The organism is Enterovibrio gelatinilyticus (assembly GCF_028683095.1).
GTDB classification, from domain to species: Bacteria; Pseudomonadota; Gammaproteobacteria; order Enterobacterales; family Vibrionaceae; genus Enterovibrio; species Enterovibrio gelatinilyticus.
Genome location: NZ_JAJUBC010000040.1, coordinates 30636 through 45278, shown reverse-complemented (window position 1 = coordinate 45278; position 14643 = coordinate 30636). Strand labels below are relative to the sequence as shown.

At 45.1% G+C, this 14643-nt stretch carries 13 protein-coding genes; 9 read left to right on the top strand and 4 right to left on the bottom strand.

Features of this window, described 5'->3' with window-relative positions; translation table 11 throughout:
- Positions 1-1158, top strand: a 1158-nt coding sequence (locus LRP50_RS23285) for an MBL fold metallo-hydrolase (protein WP_274166813.1), incomplete at its 5' end; no start/stop codon positions are given.
- Positions 1159-1420: 262 nt separating this feature from the next.
- Here LRP50_RS23285 and LRP50_RS23280 read toward each other — a convergent pair.
- The 4 genes from LRP50_RS23280 to LRP50_RS23265 form a co-directional block, all read right to left on the bottom strand.
- Positions 1421-3592, bottom strand: a complete 2172-nt coding sequence (locus LRP50_RS23280) for a YjbH domain-containing protein (RefSeq protein ID WP_274166812.1) — start codon at positions 3590-3592, stop codon at positions 1421-1423.
- Positions 3593-3594: 2 nt separating this feature from the next.
- Positions 3595-4476, bottom strand: coding sequence for a capsule biosynthesis GfcC family protein (locus LRP50_RS23275; RefSeq protein WP_274166811.1), 882 nt, complete (start codon positions 4474-4476; stop codon positions 3595-3597).
- Between the two features lies 1 nt (position 4477).
- A complete protein-coding gene (locus LRP50_RS23270) occupies positions 4478-5191 on the bottom strand; it encodes a YjbF family lipoprotein (protein WP_274166810.1) in 714 nt (237 codons plus the stop codon).
- Between the two features lie 130 nt (positions 5192-5321).
- Complete coding sequence (locus LRP50_RS23265; protein ID WP_274166809.1) at positions 5322-5573, bottom strand: hypothetical protein; 252 nt, start codon at positions 5571-5573, stop codon at positions 5322-5324.
- A 176-nt stretch (positions 5574-5749) separates the two neighbouring features.
- Between LRP50_RS23265 and LRP50_RS23260 the strand changes: the two genes are divergently transcribed.
- From LRP50_RS23260 to neuC, 8 genes are all read left to right on the top strand, one after another.
- Positions 5750-6160, top strand: a complete 411-nt coding sequence (locus tag LRP50_RS23260; RefSeq protein ID WP_274166808.1) for a hypothetical protein — start codon at positions 5750-5752, stop codon at positions 6158-6160.
- A 515-nt stretch (positions 6161-6675) separates the two neighbouring features.
- Complete coding sequence (locus tag LRP50_RS23255) at positions 6676-7188, top strand: outer membrane beta-barrel protein (protein WP_274166807.1); 513 nt, start codon at positions 6676-6678, stop codon at positions 7186-7188.
- Positions 7189-7228: 40 nt separating this feature from the next.
- Positions 7229-9880, top strand: a complete 2652-nt coding sequence (locus LRP50_RS23250; protein ID WP_274166806.1) for an SLBB domain-containing protein — start codon at positions 7229-7231, stop codon at positions 9878-9880.
- 211 nt (positions 9881-10091) lie between these two features.
- On the top strand, positions 10092-10493 hold the full coding sequence (locus LRP50_RS23245; protein WP_274166805.1) for a four helix bundle protein: 402 nt from the start codon (positions 10092-10094) through the stop codon (positions 10491-10493).
- 109 nt (positions 10494-10602) lie between these two features.
- Positions 10603-11571 carry a Wzz/FepE/Etk N-terminal domain-containing protein gene (locus LRP50_RS23240; RefSeq protein WP_274166804.1) on the top strand — a complete coding sequence of 323 codons (969 nt, stop codon included), beginning with the start codon at positions 10603-10605 and terminating at the stop codon, positions 11569-11571.
- Positions 11572-11730: 159 nt separating this feature from the next.
- Positions 11731-12417: an acylneuraminate cytidylyltransferase family protein gene (locus tag LRP50_RS23235; RefSeq protein WP_274166803.1), complete on the top strand. Its 687-nt coding sequence runs from the start codon at positions 11731-11733 to the stop codon at positions 12415-12417.
- Positions 12410-13453, top strand: a complete 1044-nt coding sequence (locus LRP50_RS23230; RefSeq protein WP_274166802.1) for an N-acetylneuraminate synthase family protein — start codon at positions 12410-12412, stop codon at positions 13451-13453. The genes LRP50_RS23235 and LRP50_RS23230 overlap by 8 nt, the downstream gene beginning before the upstream one ends.
- A 1-nt stretch (position 13454) precedes the next feature.
- A complete protein-coding gene (neuC, locus tag LRP50_RS23225; protein WP_274166801.1) occupies positions 13455-14582 on the top strand; it encodes a UDP-N-acetylglucosamine 2-epimerase in 1128 nt (375 codons plus the stop codon).
- The last annotated feature ends 61 nt before the right edge of the window (positions 14583-14643 follow it).

The window sequence follows — 14643 nt, the reverse complement described above, 5'->3', positions numbered from 1 at the left end:
CGCGCACCTATATATTGTACTGAAGCCACAGCCAACCTCATGCCGATGATGCTTGATGATGGGCTTCGCTTGCAGTTAGGAATGAAGGCGAGGCAGCGAAAGCGCATTTTGAACCTGATCCGTTCCCTCACACAGCCAATAGAGTATGGCGTTTGGTCGAGCGTCGCTAACGCGTTCGGGACAATCGCCGATATTCGCTTTCAACCGGCGGGGCATATTCTTGGTTCATCTTACATTGAAGTGAAATTACCAGATCAACAGGTTTTGGTGTTCTCCGGCGACCTAGGGCCAAACAACACCCCGTTACTGCCCGATCCCAAATCACCAGAGCGAGCTGATGTACTTGTCATTGAAAGTACTTACGGAGACAAAACGCACGAATCGATTGCATCGCGAGCCGAACGCTTAAAGACGTTAATCAATCGGTCGCTGCTTGACGGTGGTGCGGTTATTATTCCGGCCTTTAGCGTTGGGCGAACACAAGAGCTGCTATTTGATATAGAAAACCTGATTGCTAAATCGCTTAACGAAGATGAAAAGCGTGTTTGGTCAACCATTCCCGTTATTCTCGATTCTCCCATGGCAGCGAAAGTGACAGAACAATACCGAGCGTTCAAAACCTTATGGGGCCAAGAAGCCAAAACCACGCTCGATTCAGGGCGACACCCACTCGCTTTTGATCAATGCATCACCATCAACACCCATAGTGATCATATTGGCTTGGTGAACCGCCTAAAACAAACGGGAGAACCTGCGATCGTGATAGCCGCCAGCGGCATGTGCAACGGCGGACGCGTACTCAACTACCTCAAAGCTTTGCTACCCGATAAACGCACTGATGTGATTCTTGCCGGCTACCAAGCTCGGGGAACCCTCGGGCGTAATATTCAGCGCGGCGACAAACACGTCAACATTGATGGAGAAAACATCGACATCAACGCGCACATCCACACCATGTCGGGTTACTCCGCCCATGCAGACAGAGAAGATCTCCTTGCGTTCATTGAAGGCATAGCAACAAAGTCCAAAGAAATCAGAATTGTTCACGGGGATGCCGAAGCGCAAGAAGCGCTGGCAAAAGAGATAGAAAAGCGAGGTTTGGCGGAGAGGTTGGTGATGGCAAAAGAGCAAGGTCCTAGGATAAGAGCAAGGTCCTAGGATCCTAGAGGAGAGCTATGAAGCGTAAGTGCGGAAATACGGGAATACGGGAATACGGGAAAAGCTTGAACTGATTGGAATATATGAAAAAATCCGTAATCCGTAATCCGTAATCCGTAATCCGTAATCCGTAATCCGTAATCCGTAATCCGTAACCCGTAATCCGTAGACGAAAATGAGCAGAGCCCCATATCGTATACCAGTTCTAGGCCCTTTCTTCACCCTAGGACCTAGGCTCTTACCCTAGGCCCTTTCTTCACCCCTAATCCCTATTCGTAAACTCCGAACCTGGATAACGTCCATTCGTCATGCTGTACAAACTGTACTTACGACCCAGCATTTGACCGCCATCACGAGAAAGTGGCGTCCAGCCAATGACCGCTCTGCTTGCACTTGGTTTCACGGTGAAAATGTCAAACGGAATCGAAATATAGAAGCCTTTGTTAAAGCTCCCTTCCCCAAACTCTTCGGCAGAAAGGTTCGTTTTCGCCATGTAAGCACCGGCGATCACACCGCTGTCGAATTGCTTCGACACGTCTAGCGTCACGCCCTTATCTTCCGCCAAATATTGGCCCACGCTGGCTTTTATCAACAAGTCATCAAACCAGCTCCATTCAGGGCGGTAGTAGGTCGTGAAGTGGCCGGTTGGCGTGCCGGTTTGAACATTGTAGTAACGACCAGTTGTTGGGTCGTAATGGCGCTCTTCCGTGAAAATCCCAAACTCTGTGTTCGGGTCACGCTGCGCGACATAGTTTACGTCCATCCCAAACGCCCAGTTGCTCTTAAGTGGGCGATAAAGCACTTCACCACCGACCCCAGCAAACATTGTTTCAAGGTAACCGCCGTAACCTTGCACATAAACGCTGTCACCGAACTTATCAAAGGCCGTTAACTGAAGGTTACTCACGCGAACTGGGTTGTCTGAAATGTATTGGCGAACCAAGGTGCGAACACGTTTCAAATCAGTGCCATCAGGCGGCACATCGTATTTGAATTTGTCGTAGTTATCGTAAAGGTTAACGTAAACACTGCCACCAAACTCAATGTTGTCGGTCAGCCAATAGCTAGCACCGCCACTCACACCAATATTGAAGAGGTAGAAATCTTCCGAACCACCAATCGATTGTTGAAGGTTAGGGGAGAAGCTTACCGACCAAGGTTTACTGGTGTCGGTTTGTAACATGCCACGTGGTGAACTTGGGTTAACCAAGGTGGTGGCGTCTGAGACGCTTGCGCCCACATATTCTTGATTGGCGACTTTACGATACGCAGTAGCATCAATCGTGGTTTGCGTTGTTGATTGGTTGGCTTGTTGCTCAACAAGGTTGAATTGGGTCGCGGATGTTCCCGAGTTCGCAAGAATCATCGCACCTTTTTCATGGGCCAATTCGCGATCGCGGTATTTGCCTTGTGAACCGACAACGGTGACTGACTCATTATCAGCATAGATTTTGGTATTACCATAACCGGCAATGTTGTCCAAATCGTTGGCAACGCGCTCCCAATCAATGTCCGCCGCGTCTTTATGCGGCTGTGGTGCATTGGCGGGGGTTGGCGTGTCTACCCAGCTTTGTGAAAGAGAGTTAAAGTTAGTTTTCAGCGTGAAGCCAAGTGTCCACGTATTGCCGCGTTCATAACTGGCACGAATGTCGCCCCAATCGCCGAAGCGATAAACAGCCCCTACGTTGAACGGGGAATCTTGTGGCATTTCTTTATCAGAACGTGTAACCACAAAATCGCTCTTGTAGTTATTAGCATCGTATTCTGCTTTTAAGCTTAAAGGTGCCCAAGGTGTTTGATATTCCACTCCACCAAACACTGACATACAGCCCGTAAACCAACGGCTGTAATCAAAGCTTCCGCCTTTGCCTTTAACAGAAGTATCTCGCCCGCAGTCAGCGCCCAGTGACGTGTCACCTTTTAAGTTGGCGCGGTTACCCATGTAACCCCAAGCAATACCCGCAGTAAAATCGAACGGGCCGATGTGCTTGCTGGCAGCAATAAACTCACCATCAAACAAACCAGTGCCGCCCATATCACGAATACCGATAGAGGTTTCCGGCAGCCAATAGGTTTCTTCCCAAAGGCGAAGTTTAACGTCGATGCCTTTGTCGGTGTAATAGGTGTCGCCACTAAAACTTTCATCACTGCTGTAATATAAATCAGGCACCTGAGTGTAACGAATGGTCGCTTCCAGCCATGGCATAAGTTGCAATGAACTGTGGTAGTGGCGGTAGTCCCCGTTTAGGGTTGCACCCACAGAAAACTCACCTTCTGGTGCAACACGGCCTGTCGGCATTTGCATGAGGCCCACACCGCCAAAATCGCTTTGCGTGGGTTTAAATGCAGTAAAATTTTGGTCATTCGCGACAGCTGGCAGAGCGTGAAGCAGTGCCAACGACAAAGAAGATAATTGGAAAATACGGCTGCGCATGACTACATCACTCGGTGTTGAAGAAGGGTAGGGATCAGATGGTTGAGCGATGAAAGCTCAGAGGGAAGGCCACTAAAGGGAACATAAATCAATGCGCCAGGGGCAAGGTTCCTTGGTACTTCATTCCAATACGCCACCTTATGCGTTTCCTGATGGCCATCAGGCTGAATCACGTCCACTTCGCTTGTTCCAAACATATCGAGCGTGTCAGCAACATCCGCGTAATCGCCTGCGAGCTTTAGTGGGGAGAAATCCAGATCTGCAGTTTGTTTTACCGCGCCAAGCACCCACACATTCTTAGGCCTTGATGGCAGTAATAGCGTTAAATCTCCCGCCAAAAGAGGGTTAATACGCCCCCCTGCTAAATACACATCTTCATCGACCGCAATAGCCACACGCTGCTTAAACGTGGATTCAGACAAAAACGCCACCAAGGATTCAACCGCGTTTAACGCAGCGTGGTCATCACGCCATTCTGTTTCCAGTAATGAAAGCGCTTCAAGTACCTGTGTACGCAAATTTTCTACGTCGTTATTGTCTGAATCAGAAAATAGCCCGGCACCTTGCCAGAAAATAGGGTCACTATTATGGCCTTGAATATTGGCAGCGTGTTGCCGTGCGAGCAATGCACCTTGTGATATCACCTGAGAAGCGCGCGGGCTGCCATCAAAAGTAACAGAAAAATGGCGAGTATCTTTCGTTGCGTTAATCACCGTTACACGGGTTTGCGTTTGCTCTTTTGGCGGAGTGGAAGCCAGTTCAGACGCATTGATAACGGTTGAAAACAATAGCGCTGTCGTGCTGAAAGTCAGCAGTACCATTTGTAACAAGCGAGAAGGAAATAATGCGTTAGCAGAGTGAGTTAACCTAATAACAAATGGCATTTTATTTCGCTCCCACTGCGAAAGGTTTCAGCAAGGTTATGTCGATTTTTGGCAAGCCTGGTGCAGGCGTTTGTGTGCTTGCCACTACGTGACCAGAAAGGGGCTGAAGCCAGAAATGGTTAGTAAATTGAATGTCGAGATCAGGGGCAGACACATATTCAATAAAGTGGAGCGTCTCAACAGGCTTCTCGTTAATCATCAAGGTGTTTTCACCTTGTAGCTCAAAGCGTGATTCGAGCAAATAACCCGTGTGATAACCCGGGCTCCAATCTACTTTTCGCTTCCAAACGCGCGGCGTGGAATTTTTCAATAAGCCAAGTGCCACTGGGTCAGCTTGATGCGAATAACTGGCCTCTAGGTTGCCACTCAGCAAGTTCACCGTTTTGGTAATGCGACCATGTTCAGTCACAAGCATTTCTTTGTTGGCAGAAAGCCATTTTAACTGGTGGTTATCAATGCCGTCAGGCAGGTTTGAAAACGAGGCGTTGGCATACCCCAGCACCAAAAAGGCTTGTCCGCTGCCTTCTACTTTTGCGTAAAGGCTGGCGTAGGGAAGGTCATTGATTTGGTTTGCGTTCAGTTCAATGTCTTCATGGCCAAACACAGCAAGGGACATGGTGTCTTTCACATCTTGAAACTTTTGGCTGCATCCGCTGAGCGTGGTGATCACGACCACAGACATGGCAACCTGAAGAATGGTTTTTAACTCTTTCATTTTACTACTACATCGTGGCCAGCTTACCTGCGAATGCGGTGCTGGGTTCAGTTTTAAATAAGTTGTTACCCATAAACAAAGAAAACCGAACAGTTCGCACTGTTCGGTTTTATTTTGCACAACTGACTAATTAACCTTGGGTGGTTACAGAAGTAGAAGTCGTGGTTGCAGTGTCGTTGTCAGATGAGTCAACCGCAACAACGGCAACAGCAACAACAGCAGCGCCGATAGCAACAGCAGTTGCACTCACGCCACCAACAGCAGCAGAAGAAGCACCCGCACCGCCAGCAGAACCGCCAGTAGAACCTGCTTCTTCAGCAGCCATTGCTGGTGCTGCTGCCATCATCATCGCTGCAAGTGCAGCAATTACTGATTTTTTCATGTAGAACTCCATTTACAATAAAAACCCGTCTTATTAAATAGACAGGAGTATTGAATGCTAAACGCATAGCTCATGTAAGTAAACAAAAATGTACGGATTACAGGTGGCAGATTAATTGTAAATATTTATAACAATTATTGGATTATATATAAGACATAATGTTGTTATTGAGAGTTATGTTGGTTGTTAGTACCATCATGCCCATTATTGTAACAACAACATCGAGCCAATTTGTGAGACACCTTCAAGCAACATCTGTTATTGCCTTTCTGCTGTTCGCTTCGGCATGCGCGACAGTCAGCCCCAAAATTCAATCTAACGGTGTGATCCTGTGGAGCAACGGGATAGAAGAGCGCGTTCAAGTATCGCCATCGAATGACCATTTGGTGTTTGTGCATTCAGGAGTATTGAATGGGCAAGTGGTTGTATATAGTCGAATAATTGGGGCAAGCACGGCGGCGTGTGAGTACTACGTTAACGAGCCTAACCCTCAGGTTAGGTTGACCATTTGTCACCAAGGCGAGGTGGAACTACTCGACCAAGGTCAAACTTTGAACATCGGACAACTCACGGTGTTTACCTCATAAATTTGAAAGTGGAAGGCTCGAATATCTCGGCGCAGCGAAATGTATCTGTCTTATTGCACAACATTCTGAAAACCCAATAAATATTATTATCTCGATATATTACAAGTGTTGAGTAATAACTAATCAACCTCGCCGTGGCGACTTATTCTTCGTCAAAAATCACGAGAAATTTGGGCCAATTGCACATGTATGTATGCATTATTGATGATACACTCTTGCCGCTTTTTGAGTGTTCAATCCATTTTAGAGTCATTAGTCTCATAATGTGAGCGATTGTCTTTTTTTGCTCGCAATTGAAAGCAACAGTGCATCACGCTGCGGATATTGGGGACGTCACCTAAGGGCGGTAGCGTGCCTAAAACTTTATATGCTGCTCAAAAAAAGAGCAGATCGCTGTAATGGCCGTAAGAAGAACACACGACAATATCGCGACAAAAAGACATATCGCCCCACTCGCAACCCTATGAATACACAACAGCACGGCAAAAATACTTGCCAGCATTAAGGAAGTACCTATGAACAAAACCCCCTCTATTTTAACTCTTGCCTTGTTGGCGGCATTGTCAGCGCCAAGTGCGTTGGCGGATGTATATGCAGGGGCGTTGTTAGGTTACTCAAACACGGAGTACGTTACGTCAACGCAGGCGGGTGTGTCAGAAGCCTCCCCTTTGTTATTGCAAGCCCAGGTGGGCTACTTCTTTAATGACTATGTTGCGCTAGAAGCACGATATGGCACGTCACTACAACGCACGGATGGCGTCTCAATCAATAGCCTTGCTTCTGCCTATGTGAAAGGCAATATTCCCGTCAGTGACCAAATTGCCATGTATGCCTTAGTCGGTGTTTCTGCAACAGACATTGATTACAACGCCTCTCACTCAACCAGCCACAGTGGGATCAGCTTTGGCCTTGGCACGCATTACGCGCTGAGTCGCGACACTGCGTTAACCTTCGAATTTGTGAATGCACAGAGCGGTGAAAACACCAACTTGAACGCCGTTAATCTTGGCTTTCAATACCGATTCTAATTTCCCCCGTTTTTCCGAATTGACGTAACGAGTTATCACCATGAATTTTCGTATTAATAAACTGGCGTGTGTAAGTGCTGCGCTGGTTGCTTCACTGTTTTCATCGGCGGTGCTGGCCCAAGCGCCAACGGCCGCCCAAATGCAAATGTTTCAGAGCTTACCTGCCGACCAGCAGCAAGCCCTCGCAAAACAATATGGCATTTCAATGCCCACAGGCGGCGCAACAACCGAAAGCTACCAAACGCCTAACGTGATGGAACCCCGTGCGGCATTGGGTGCAGAAAACCCAATGCAACCCCAAGTAAACACCAAGGTTGAAGAAGAAACGCTAGCTCGATTTGGTTTGTCTCTTTTTGCGGGCTCTCCAACAACCTTTGCACCATTGAGTGATGTGCCAGTTCCGGCGGATTATCAAATTGGGCCGGGTGATGAAATCGTCGTTCAATTGTTTGGTAAAGAAAACAATACACACCGTTTGCGTGTTAGCCGAGAAGGTGTGGTGAACTTCCCATCGCTGGGGCCAGTGCAAGTCGCGGGCATGAATTTTACTGAAGTACGAGAATCGCTAACTCAGCGTGTCAAAGAGCAGATGATTGGTGTGCGCAGTGACATTTCCATGGGTGAAATGCGCAGCATGCAAATTTTTGTAATGGGTGATGCATTCAAACCAGGGGCTTACTCAGTGAGTGCGCTCACCACTATTTCTCAGGCTGTGTATTACAGCGGCGGTTTTAGTGAATCTGGTGCGCTGCGTAATGTGCAATTGAAACGCAACGGTCAAGTTATTCGTTCATTGGATATGTATGACCTGCTTTTGAAAGGCGACACACAAAACGATGTGCGCTTACAAGCGGGTGATACCGTATTTATTGGCACGATAGAAAACACCGTGTCTATTCAAGGTGAAGTGAACCGTGAAGCTATCTATGAAGTAAAACGCGGGGAAACCTATGCAGATTTACTGCAAATGGCGGGCGGCATGACAGCCAACGCGTTTGGTGAACACGTGTTGGTGAAACGCGCTGCCGCCGAAGGCATGCGCGATGTACTAACGTTAGATTTAACCCAAGGGAAAGAGCTAGCGAAGCGTGTAAAAAATGGCGATGAGATTGAAATTGTTAAACGCAGCAATGAACTCAAAGACTTTGTTAGCCTAGAAGGCGACGTGCTTCACGCGGGATACGTACAGTGGAAACGCGATACACGTATTAGTGACCTATTCACCTCGGTGGATTCTGCGTTCAATTCAACCGCTGATTTAACCTATGCCTTGGTGGTGCGCGAAATCAACCCACAACGCGATATTCGCGTACTTCAGTTCAGCTTAGCGAACGCCATTTTGAACCCAGCAAGCAAAGACAACATCAAGCTGCAATCACGCGACCGTGTGTTGGTGTTTAACCGATTTGATGGCAATCAATTGAATGCGTTGGATGAGAAGCAAGAAACTGCTAAGACACTAGAAGAAGCAAAAGCGCAAGCTATTGCTGAACAGAATGCGCAGCAAAAAGCGATTGATGGCGATGAACAACTAACAACCCAGCAAGCTAAGTTGATTTACCAAGGTAAAGAAGTGACGGCTGAGCAAATTGCCAAAATTAAACGCTCAACGCGTAATGTTTTGCTGGCACCAGTGCTACTGCAACTTCAACAGCAATCGGTTTACGGTTCACCAGCATTGATTGCTGAAGTGGTGGGTGAAGTGAAAAACCCAGGACGTTACCCAATTACAGATAAAAACACCGTAAAAGATTTGGTGGTGGCAGCGGGCGGGTTAACCGCCGAGGCTTACACTCTGAATGCGGAATTGGCAAGAACCGTGGTTAACGCAAACAGCCAACGGGCATCGGTGAACATTACACAGCTTAACATTGGCAATGCCGTGTTGGGTGACGTAACTGAAAACAACACCATTGCACCGCGAGATCGCTTAAACGTGTTGCAACAACCAGGTGTGAAAGAGCAAAACACGATTACCCTAAAAGGTGAAGTGCGCTTCCCCGGTACTTATGCGGTGAGCAAAGGCGACACGCTGGAAGATTTAATCATACGTGCGGGTGGCCTAACCGAATACGCCAATCCACAAGGCGCGATTTTTACTCGTGAAGCATTACGCCTACAAGAAGAGAAACTGCTTCAAGATTACGCAGCAGACATTCGCAAAGAAACCGCCAAGAAAACTTTCCACGTTGACCGCAACATGGGCTCGATGATTTCGGACCCAGACAAAACCTTGGCGTTTGTAGAAGAAGCAAGCAAGAGCAAAGCATTGGGCCGCATGGTTGTGCAGCTTAATGAAGTGATCGACGGAAATCGCTCTGCAGATTTCATGCTAGAAGACGGCGACTTCCTGTTTGTACCAACTTACCGCAATACCGTATCGGTGATGGGTGAAGTGCAAGTGGCGATTACCTACTTGCGTGATAACAAACTGGACGTAGACGATTACATCAACAAAGCCGGCGGCATGAAAAAGCAAGCCGACGAAGACCGCATCTTTGTGGTTCGTGCAGACGGTTCAGTATTTAAACCGAACAGCGGCTACTGGTTTGGTAACCAAGGCGAAGATCTAAAAGCCGGCGACACCATTATTGTGCCGCTAGACACCGACTACCGCGATGCCCTCAGCGTATGGACAGCCGCAACCCAAATCCTGTACCAAACAGGTGTAGCGGTTAATGCGCTTAAATAGGGAAAAGCAAGGGCCTAGTTGAAGAACAAGGATCCTAGGTCCTAGGGTAAAAGCAAGGGCCTAGGTGAAGAACAAGGATCCTAGGTCCTAGGGAAAAAATAGGGCCTAAGAGCAAAGGCAAGTGCTCTGCTCTTTCTAGGACCTAGGACCTTGCTCTATCCCTAGGACCTGATTTCCCTAGAACCTCGCTCAACCCAAGGAGGGGAAGCATATGCGCCAACTAGATTTCGAAAAATTAGAAGTTTGGAAACGCAGTTGTCGATTGTCTTGCGAGATCTATAAAGAAATGGATCGATGCAAGAACTTCGGGTTTAAAGACCAGCTTACGAGAAGCGCACTTTCAATCGCTTCAAACATTGCTGAAGGGGAAGAGCGGGAAACTGCCAAAGAGTCAGCAAGGTTCTTATACATTGCAAAAGGCTCAGCAGGAGAAGCAATAACCCAAATATACATTGGTATAGAAGCAGGCTTTCTCGAAAAACAAAAAGGCCTTGCCCTAATTAAAGAAACCAAAGAAATCTCAGCAATGCTCGCCGCACTGATAAAGCGTAGAAAAGGTTCAGTATGCGAACCGAACCCTGAATACAAAAGCGATAAGGATCCTAGGTCCTAGGGCCTAGATCCTCAAAGCAAAAACTCACGAATTAATAATCTGATTCTTGTCCTGCTCCTAGCTCTTTTCCTAGGATCTAGGACCTAGGATCCTAGGACCTAAAAAAACCATGGAAAATAATCAACTTTCGGCGAAGTATCCAACCGACGCCCAATTTCAACCTCCGGTGGCTGCCTCGGACGAAATCGACCTCCGCGAATTGTTCTCCGCCATCTGGAAAGGCAAATGGATCATCATCGCGACCACATTCTTGTTTGCCGTAGCCGGTGTGCTTTACGCAAAAAGCCTACCAAACATCTACAAAGCTGATGCGCTATTAGCGCCGGCAGAAACCAGCGGTGGTGGCCTGTCAAAAATGGCGGCACAGTTTGGTGGGTTGGCATCACTTGCTGGTGTAAGTTTGGGTGGCGGTGAAGCATCACAAACTGACCTAGCAGCAGAAGTGATGAAATCACGCCAGTTTGTTAATGCCTTTATTGAAAAACACGAACTAATGGTGCCGTTGATGGCAGCAAAAGGGTGGGACTTAGGAAATAACCAACTGATCCTTAATGAAGAGATCTACAACACAGAAACCCAAACATGGTTGCGTAAACCTCAAGGGCTTAGAGGCGCAATGCCATCACAGCAAGAAATGTATGATGTATTTGTAAAAAATACTTTATCAATAGGTTCCGATAAAACTAGTGGATTCTATACATTATCAATTAAGCATTATTCGCCCTATGTAGCCAAACAATGGACAGACTGGTTGATTGAAGACATTAACAAGGTGATGCGTGGACGCACCATTAAAGAAACCACACAAAACCTTGTCTACCTAGAATCACAACTCCAGAAAACGGCTATTGCGGATATGCAGAGCACTTTCTATTCACTGATTGAAGAACAAACGAAGAGCTTGATGCTGGCCGAAGTGCAAGATGAATTTGTATTTAAGGTGATTGACAGACCAGTTGTTCCTGAAATGAAAGCGGAACCCAAACGTGCGTCGATTTGTGTGTTGGCAACACTGCTAGGCGGAATGCTGGGTATGGGTATTGTGCTTATTCAGCATGCGTTTAAGCGCGAAGACTAAAACAACAGCAAAGCCTGTTGGCTTGCAACAAAAAATCATAATAAATTATTTTAAAAACAGAACATTAAGGCACTTATTAGTGCCTTTTGTTTTGTCTCATCACCATCAAATATTCAGAGTTTAAAGCCTGAATTAAATCACTTTATAAGCGTTCAAATAATGAATATAGCTATTATAACTGCCCGTGGTGGTTCAAAGGGACTACCAAGAAAAAATGTTCTCCCACTAGCTGGTAAGCCTCTTATTGCTTGGACAATTGAAGCTGCAAAAACTTCTCCCAATGTTGATGATGTTTTTGTAACCACTGATGATGAGGAGATTGCATCAGTTAGTCGTGAGTATGGAGCGAATGTTATTCCGCGTCCGACAGAGTTAGCGCAAGATACTACATCGAGCGAACCAGTCATAAAACATGCTATACAATGGTTATCGTCAAAAGACATAACGCCGAAACTTACTATTTTGCTTCAACCTACGTCACCACTTCGTTCGAACAAGCATATCAAAGAATCAATTGACTTTTGTTGCGAGAAAAACGCATCAGCAGTCATAAGCGTTTTTGAGCCAACACATAGTCCCGTAAAAGCATATGTAGAAAAAGAAAACGGATCGATAGAGGGGCTTTATGATAAAGATGCGCCTTATTCGAGAAGACAAGACTTACCTAGAGCTTTTCAACCCAATGGTGCGATATATGTTTTCGATACCAAACAATTCATGGCCACAGGTCAAATTCCAAGAGAAGACGTGTATCCATATGTAATGTCAGAAGATGAATCGTCTGATATTGACACTCAAGAAGACCTCATTAAAGCAGAAAGAATCATTAAGGAACGTTATGAATAATCCAGTTTTTGAAATCGCAGACCGTAAAGTGGGTTTAGATTATGACCCATTAGTTATTGCTGAAATAGGGATCAATCATGAAGGTTCTCTTGAAGTAGCTTTCCAGATGGTAGATGCAGCAATTGAAGGTGGCGCGGAAATTATTAAGCATCAAACTCATGTAGTTGAAGATGAAATGAGTGGTGAAGCTAAGAAGGTTATACCTGGGAATGCTGATGTTTCAATCTATGAGATCATGGAGCGCTGTTCTTTAAACGAAGAAGATGAAACAAAGCTCAAAAACTATGTTGAATCTAAAGGTGCAATTTTTATTAGTACGCCTTTTTCTCGTGCGGCGGCGCTTCGTTTAGAAAGAATGAATGTGCCAGCTTATAAAATTGGATCGGGTGAATGTAATAACTACCCACTTCTAGAACTTATTGCTGGTTTTGGAAAACCTGTAATTCTAAGTACTGGAATGAATGATATTACATCCGTTTCCAAAGCTGTGGAAATTTTCAGAAGAAATGGTACGCCATTTTGTTTGCTTCATACGACAAATTTGTATCCAACACCAGACAACCTGATTCGTTTTGGAGCGATGGAAGAACTTCAACAAGCATTCCCTGATGCTGTAGTGGGATTATCTGACCACAGTATTGATAATCTCGCTTGTCTTGGTGCTGTAGCTTTAGGTGCGTCAGTACTGGAGAGGCACTTTACTGATAGCAAGGATCGCCCTGGCCCCGATATTTGCTGTTCTATGGATGCGAAAGAGTGCTTAGAACTTGTGACTCAATCAAAACGTATGGCAAAGATGCGTGGTGGGAAAAAAGAAGCAGCAAAAGAAGAGCAGGTAACAATAGATTTCGCGTATGCCAGTGTTGTGACGATAGAACCTATTAAGGCAGGTGAAATGTTTACTAGAGACAATCTATGGGTAAAACGTCCTGGGACTGGAGATTTTCTAGCAGAAGACTATCAATCACTGATTGGAAAAGTTGCATTGGTAGATATTGACTCTGATTCTCAGCTAAAGAAAGAGTATGTTGGCTAACATGAATAAGAAAATTCTATTTTTAACAGGTACACGTGCTGATTTTGGGAAATTAAAAAGTCTTATAAGTAAAGTCGAAAAAACAAATGGATTAGATGCATATGTTTTTGTGACTGGTATGCATATGATGTCAAAATATGGCATGACGTCTATTGAGGTTGATAAAGCAGGCTTTAAAAATATATATAAGTATATCAATCAAAGTAGTGGGGACAGTATGGATATAGTTCTGTCAAAGACTGTTTCTGGATTGTCAGACTACATAAAAGAACTACGTCCGGATATGATTGTTATTCATGGGGACCGAGTAGAGGCCTTGGCTGGAGCTATTGTTGGTTCTCTAAATAATATTTTGGTTTCTCACATAGAGGGAGGTGAAGTCTCCGGAACCATTGATGAATTGATTCGGCATTCGGTTTCTAAATTGTCCCATATTCATTATGTGTGTAATGAAAGAGCTAGGAAGCGATTAATACAGTTAGGTGAGCGTGAAGATAGTATATTTGTTATAGGGTCTCCTGATCTAGATATTATGCTATCTCCAGAACTTCCAACATTAGATAATGTAAAAGAGAAATATGAGTTTGATTTTAAAGACTTTGCAATCTTTATGTATCATCCTGTAACAACAGATTTGGAAAATTTGGGTCAGAAAATTAAAAATGTTGTCGATGCATTGTTAATGTCAAACGAAAATTTTATTGTAGTATATCCTAACAACGACGATGGTTCAGATGTAATAATTAATGAATTTAAAAGATTGGAAGGCAATAGCAATTTTAAAGTTTTCCCAAGCATTCGGTTTGAATGTTTCTTAGTAATGTTAAAAAATGCAAAATACATGATAGGAAACTCCAGTGCAGGAGTAAGAGAGGCCCCTTTTTATGGTTTACCTACAATAGATCTTGGTACCCGGCAGAACAATCGCTCATCTGCGAAATCAATTATTAATACTGAAGAAATAACAGATGATATTTTAACGGCCATTACTATATCAAGTGGAAGAGAATTCAAGCCTTTCGTTGAATTCGGCTCAGGTAATAGCGATGAGAAATTTATAGAAACAATTATTGAAGGTGGGGCTTGGGAAACAAGTAAACAAAAAATATTTAGTGACCTTCCTCTATAAGAATCAGTATTAATTTTGATAAAGGAGAGGGTGTAACTCTCTCCATGTTTTATAAAGAGAC

Coding starts and splice junctions, on each gene's coding strand:
- LRP50_RS23230 (WP_274166802.1), top strand. CDS start 12,410: ATGAATAATCCAGTTTTTGAAATCGCAGACCGTAAAGTGGGTTTAGAT.
- LRP50_RS23265 (WP_274166809.1), bottom strand. CDS start 5,573: ATGAAAAAATCAGTAATTGCTGCACTTGCAGCGATGATGATGGCAGCA.
- LRP50_RS23280 (WP_274166812.1), bottom strand. CDS start 3,592: ATGCGCAGCCGTATTTTCCAATTATCTTCTTTGTCGTTGGCACTGCTT.
- neuC (WP_274166801.1), top strand. CDS start 13,455: ATGAATAAGAAAATTCTATTTTTAACAGGTACACGTGCTGATTTTGGG.
- LRP50_RS23250 (WP_274166806.1), top strand. CDS start 7,229: ATGAATTTTCGTATTAATAAACTGGCGTGTGTAAGTGCTGCGCTGGTT.
- LRP50_RS23240 (WP_274166804.1), top strand. CDS start 10,603: ATGGAAAATAATCAACTTTCGGCGAAGTATCCAACCGACGCCCAATTT.
- LRP50_RS23275 (WP_274166811.1), bottom strand. CDS start 4,476: ATGCCATTTGTTATTAGGTTAACTCACTCTGCTAACGCATTATTTCCT.
- LRP50_RS23235 (WP_274166803.1), top strand. CDS start 11,731: ATGAATATAGCTATTATAACTGCCCGTGGTGGTTCAAAGGGACTACCA.
- LRP50_RS23270 (WP_274166810.1), bottom strand. CDS start 5,191: ATGAAAGAGTTAAAAACCATTCTTCAGGTTGCCATGTCTGTGGTCGTG.
- LRP50_RS23260 (WP_274166808.1), top strand. CDS start 5,750: ATGTTGGTTGTTAGTACCATCATGCCCATTATTGTAACAACAACATCG.
- LRP50_RS23245 (WP_274166805.1), top strand. CDS start 10,092: ATGCGCCAACTAGATTTCGAAAAATTAGAAGTTTGGAAACGCAGTTGT.
- LRP50_RS23255 (WP_274166807.1), top strand. CDS start 6,676: ATGAACAAAACCCCCTCTATTTTAACTCTTGCCTTGTTGGCGGCATTG.